Genomic DNA, 4,948 nt, shown 5'->3' on the forward strand with positions numbered 1-4,948 from the left:
AGTGTCATTCTGGAGCTATCTTGGCGATAGACTGGGAATTGCTGATGCGCCAGCCGTCCCGCGCCTGGCAGATCTGGTCAGCGACCGCTGCTCCTTAGCGTGATCGCCAACGGTTTTGCCCCTATTACATCGGACGTGAGTTTGAAGTCACGTCCGATGCTCTAGCGTTTATGGATCCCGGGCTCCGCGATGCGGCCCGGGACGACAGTTGAGCCGTTTCTATCGGCCCCCGTCATCGCTGGCCTTGTGCCGGTGATCCGGATCTTCCTTGCCTCTCGCCTCATCCTGAGGAGCCTGCGGAGCAGGCGTCTCGAAGGAGGGTCCAGAGCGCACGGGAGACGCCCTCGTCCTTCGAGACACCGCCATCGGCGGCCCTCAGGATGAGGGCTTAAGGGTGACGCATCTCCTGATCGGGATGGCCGTCCCCGGATCAAGTCCGGGGACGGCCATGACGTGAGATGCCATTCACGAATTCGCGCAGGTCGCCGCAAGACGGCGCATGAAGGCCATACCGGCCTCGAGCTGTTCCAGGGTAATGTACTCGTCAGGCTGATGCGCCTGATTGATCGAGCCGGGTCCGCAGACGACGGTGGGAATTCCGGCGGCCTGGTAATGGCCGGCCTCGGTGCCGAAGGGCACGGTCTGCGTGTGGTTCTTGCCGGCAAGGCGCAGGGCCAGAACTTCCGCGGCCGAGCCGGGATCTGGCGCGAGGCCCGGCACGTCCGCATGAAGAACGGTCTCGATCCGTCCGAACGCGCCGAAGCGATTGAGACGTTTCAACGCGACCTCCTCGACGAACCGGTTGAGCCGGTCGGGGATCTCCTGCGGATCGAGGCTCGGCAGGCCGCGGAACTCCCAATGGAAGGTGCAGGTCTTCGACAGGATGTTGCGCGCCGTGCCCCCTGAGATCGTGCCGACATGCACTGTCGTGTAGGGCGGATCGAAGCGCCCGCTGGAGTCGCCGCGCTCCATCATGTCGTCGCCGATGCGGTTCAGTTCCGCAATCAGTTCGGCGGCCGTCATCACGGCGCTGGCGCCGAGATAGGGCTTTGACGAATGCGCCTCGAAACCATGCACCGTGGTGGAGAAGGTCACGACGCTTTTATGCGCGTCCACCACCTCCAGCATCGTCGGCTCGCCGACGATGGCGGCTTTCGGCACGGGCAGATCGTGTCCAAGACGGCGGATGGTGTCGACGACCCCGAGGCAGGTCGTCTCCTCGTCATAGGAGAGCATGATGTGGATCGGCGTCGTGAGATGGGCGGCCTGAAACTCAGGCACCATTGCGAGCGCCAGCGCGTCGAATGCCTTCATGTCCACCGCGCCGCGTCCATAGGCACGCCCGTTCTCCACGCGAAGGGTGAAAGGATCGGACGTCCAGGCCTGGCCCGTCACCGGCACCACGTCCGTATGGCCGGAGAGCACGATCCCGCCCCGATCCTGCGGCCCGATCGTGGCATAGATCGCCGCCTTGTCGCCTGCCTCGTTCGGCACGCGCACATAGGGCACGTTCCAACTCTCCAGATAGCTCTCGACGAAGTCGATCAGGGGCAGGTTCGACTTCGAACTCACGGTATCGAACGAAACGAGCTTCGCCAGCATGTCGAGCGGCGTCAGCCGCTGATTGTCGGGGGACATTAAAAACCTCAGTGCAGCACGCGCTTGGTGCGGGGAATGTCGAGCGAGAAGGCGGGAATTTCGACGTCGAAGGTTTCGCCGGTGGTGGTCTCCATCAGATAGGTCCCCTGCATGGTCCCGCTCGGCGTCGGCAGGGGACATCCACTCGTATAGCTGAAGCTCTCGCCGGGACCCAGCACGGGTTCCTCTCCGACCACGCCCGCGCCGCGCACCTCCTGGACCTGACCATGCTCGTCGGTGATCTGCCAATGACGGGCGCGAAGCTGAACTCTCTCCAGGCTCGCATTGATGATCTCGACCGTATAGGCAAAGAAATAGCGGCTCTGCTCGGGAGAGGATTCTTCGGGCATGTAGCGGGGTGTCACCGTCACCGAGATGCCGCGGGTCACAGCTTGATACATGAGCCTGCCTCATGCCGGTCGTGGAGTTCCATTGGCCCGTGGTACGGCGGCCTTGGGGCCTCGTCAATCGACCGGGACGGGAATGCGCCCGCCGACGGCCTGCTCGTCGGAAAACCCCGGGCAAGGAAAGCGATTGAGAATTCCGTAACAACCCTCGTGCATCGTGCGGAACCAGGAGGCCGCGTCAGCGAAAAGGGGTCCCGGTTTTCCGCTCCCGACGATGCGCTCATCCAAAAATAGCGGGCATCGGCTTGATCCCAAAAGCGGTTTCCACTTTTGGGTCCGATGCTCTAGAGATACTGCCAGGCTCAACAATTCAATGAGGGCGGCCCCCTCGGAAGACGAACATGGTTGCGTTCAAAGACGGGATTCAATCGGCTGATGCCATCATGCGCCTTGCCGAGGCTGGGGCCATCAAAGCGGAGACGCCCTTCGCCTCCGATCAGGTCCAGCCGGCAAGCCTCGATCTGAGGCTGGGGCGCCGCGCCTACCGGGTCCGCGCCAGCTTCCTGCCGGGGCGCAATCATACGGTGCAAGACCGGCTCGACCAATTGAGCTTCCACGAGATCGACCTGAGCAAGGGCGCCATCCTGGAAACGGGCAGCGTCTACATCGCCGAGCTGCAGGAGGAGCTGGCCCTGCCGGAGGATCTGTCGGCTGCCGCAAACCCCAAGAGCTCGACCGGCCGAATCGACGTCTTCACCCGGGTCATCACCGATCGCAGCCAGGAATTCGACACGATCGGCGCCGGTTACCGCGGCCGTCTTTATGCCGAGATCTCGCCGCGCACCTTCCCGGTGCTGGTCAGAACCGGCACGCGGCTGTCGCAGCTGCGCCTGCGCAAGGGAGACGTGCGCCTCAGCGATGCCGAACTCCAGGCAGTTCACGAGCGGGAGCGGGTCGTGACCTCCGCTGAGCCGTCCATTCAGGACGGTGTCGCCGTGAGCGTGGATCTTTCGGGCTTCGGCCCCGACAACCTCATCGGCTATCGGGCCAAGCGCTATACGGGCTTGGTCGATGTGGACAAGCCCGGCTCCTGCCGCGTTGCAGATTTCTGGGAGCCGCTCTATGCCGAGGCCAGCAGGACCCTGATCCTGGATCCAGGCCAGTTCTACATTCTCGCCTCCAAGGAGGCGGTGCATGTGCCGCCGGATTACGCCGCCGAGATGGTGCCCTTCGATCCTCTCGTGGGCGAGTTCCGGGTCCACTATGCCGGCTTCTTCGATCCGGGCTTCGGTCACGCGGAAGCAGGAGGGGAGGGGGCCCGGGCGGTGCTCGAGGTGCGCTCGCGCGACGTTCCCTTCATCCTCGAGGATGGGCAGATCGTCGGGCGCCTCGTCTATGAGCGCATGGCCGAGCGCCCCAAGGTGCTCTACGGCGCGGGCGCCGGTTCGAACTACCAGGCGCAGGGCCTGAAGCTCTCCAAGCACTTCCGCTGAGCTTTTGCGACGCCCCCGTCGACCCTCTTGCCGGATCCCGGCAATGCCGGATATGAATTAGGAACGCGGGCGTAGTTCAGAGGTAGAACGTCAGCTTCCCAAGCTGAATGTCGTGGGTTCGATTCCCATCGCCCGCTCCATCCAACTCTCTGGATGGTAAGGCTTTCCGACGCTCTGCCACTCATCTCGCGTTCTTCACGATCCCTATAGGCTGTTCAGGCCCCGTTCTTCGCGGTGCGGTGGCCGATTCGAAGCTCCGCCGGACATCGACACGGAAAGACTCTCGCGAGCCTACGATGACTTCCCGGGACCGCGCGAAGTATAAAAATGCTCCGCCGGAATGTTCCAACGGAGCAAGTTACGAAGGTCCCGGTCAGGGTTGCGGGAGGATAAGGCCTTCGAGAACGGATCATCCCCGATCGGCAGGGATGTCGTGGCAACGCAGCCGCTCAGAAGGGGCCACGCCACTGCCGGCCTAATAGCACGGTCCATAGGGATAATAGCCGCACAGGCCGCCGTCGCCGTAACCAAGGTCAGGGTTCGCCGCCTCGGCCGCTCCCATCGCGGTACCGGCGGCAACGCCAGCCGCCGTGGCACCCGCACCATACCAAGCACCATGATAGACGGGGGCATGCCAATAGCGGCCACCCGCCCACGCTCCGCCGCGGTAGCCGCCAAAGCGCGCTGCATCGAATCCACCGGCGTGGAAGCCGCCTGCACGGAAGCCGCCTGCATGGAAGCCGCCGCCGAAGGCTGCGAAATGGTCGATGAACAGCGCAGCCGGTCCGCTCGATCCGGCGAGGCTTCCTTCCAGCACCACGACATCGAAGGTCAGGTTCCCGCCTTCGAGTTTCGGCGTCTTCAGCGTCACCACGGCGTCGCTGACCTTCGAGCCGTCACCGCCCAGGACCGATACGGTGGCGTTGGGCGGATCCTTGGCGAAGCTGTCCTTGCCCTCGTCCCATTGCATGATGAACTGCTCGGTCATCACGTGACCCGCTGCTCGCACCGGACGATCGGCGAACACGATCGAGTTTGGCGCCACGCCGGTCAGGGTCAGCTTGCCGCCTTCCAGCTTCGCGCCCGCCGCGTTCAGCACGGCGAGCGACGGAACCGGACCTGTAGGCGTGGTCTGGCCAATGGTTTTCTCGAGCGGCACATGAGGTTTGATCGTCGCGTCCTGGGACAGCGCGACCCCTGGCGCGAGCAACAGAGAGCCGACGAGGATAAGGTTGGACACACGGCATATCACAGGCATGGCTCATCTCCTGATGGGGACCTGCATCGAAAGGCGCGTCGGGCGGAGCCTGCCCGCTGCGGGTCCCGGCTCCCGGCAGAATCAGGGGCGGAGCCTGCCCGCTGCGGGTCCCGGCTCCCGGCAGAATCAGCCCGGAGAGGGTATCTGAGGGGGCAGGCCGTGCTTGACCGGGTGGGCCATCCGCTTGACATGTCCGGACACCGGCACCGAAT

General features: G+C 64.1%; 4 protein-coding genes and 1 tRNA gene. 2 read left to right on the plus strand and 3 right to left on the minus strand.

Annotation, left to right across the window (positions count from 1 at the left end; translation table 11 throughout):
* Positions 1-465 precede the first annotated feature (465 nt).
* Complete coding sequence (gene argE, locus FS320_RS37810) at positions 466-1,638, minus strand: acetylornithine deacetylase (RefSeq protein ID WP_152717424.1); 1,173 nt, start codon at positions 1,636-1,638, stop codon at positions 466-468.
* An 8-nt stretch (positions 1,639-1,646) separates the two neighbouring features.
* Positions 1,647-2,039 carry a Co2+/Mg2+ efflux protein ApaG gene (gene apaG, locus FS320_RS37815; RefSeq protein ID WP_152717425.1) on the minus strand — a complete coding sequence of 131 codons (393 nt, stop codon included), beginning with the start codon at positions 2,037-2,039 and terminating at the stop codon, positions 1,647-1,649.
* A gap of 347 nt (positions 2,040-2,386) precedes the next feature.
* On the opposite strand from apaG, the gene FS320_RS37820 reads away from it, so the two are divergent.
* Both FS320_RS37820 and FS320_RS37825 read left to right on the plus strand, forming a co-directional pair.
* Positions 2,387-3,478, plus strand: a complete 1,092-nt coding sequence (locus tag FS320_RS37820; RefSeq protein ID WP_152717426.1) for a 2'-deoxycytidine 5'-triphosphate deaminase — start codon at positions 2,387-2,389, stop codon at positions 3,476-3,478.
* Between the two features lie 65 nt (positions 3,479-3,543).
* Positions 3,544-3,618: transfer RNA gene (locus FS320_RS37825), tRNA-Gly, on the plus strand.
* Between the two features lie 335 nt (positions 3,619-3,953).
* On the opposite strand, the gene FS320_RS37830 is transcribed toward FS320_RS37825, so the two are convergent.
* Positions 3,954-4,736, minus strand: a complete 783-nt coding sequence (locus FS320_RS37830; RefSeq protein ID WP_152717427.1) for a hypothetical protein — start codon at positions 4,734-4,736, stop codon at positions 3,954-3,956.
* Positions 4,737-4,948 lie beyond the last annotated feature (212 nt).

The sequence above is a fragment of the Microvirga tunisiensis genome (genome assembly GCF_009296175.1).
In the GTDB taxonomy this organism is placed as follows: Bacteria; Pseudomonadota; Alphaproteobacteria; order Rhizobiales; family Beijerinckiaceae; genus Microvirga; species Microvirga tunisiensis.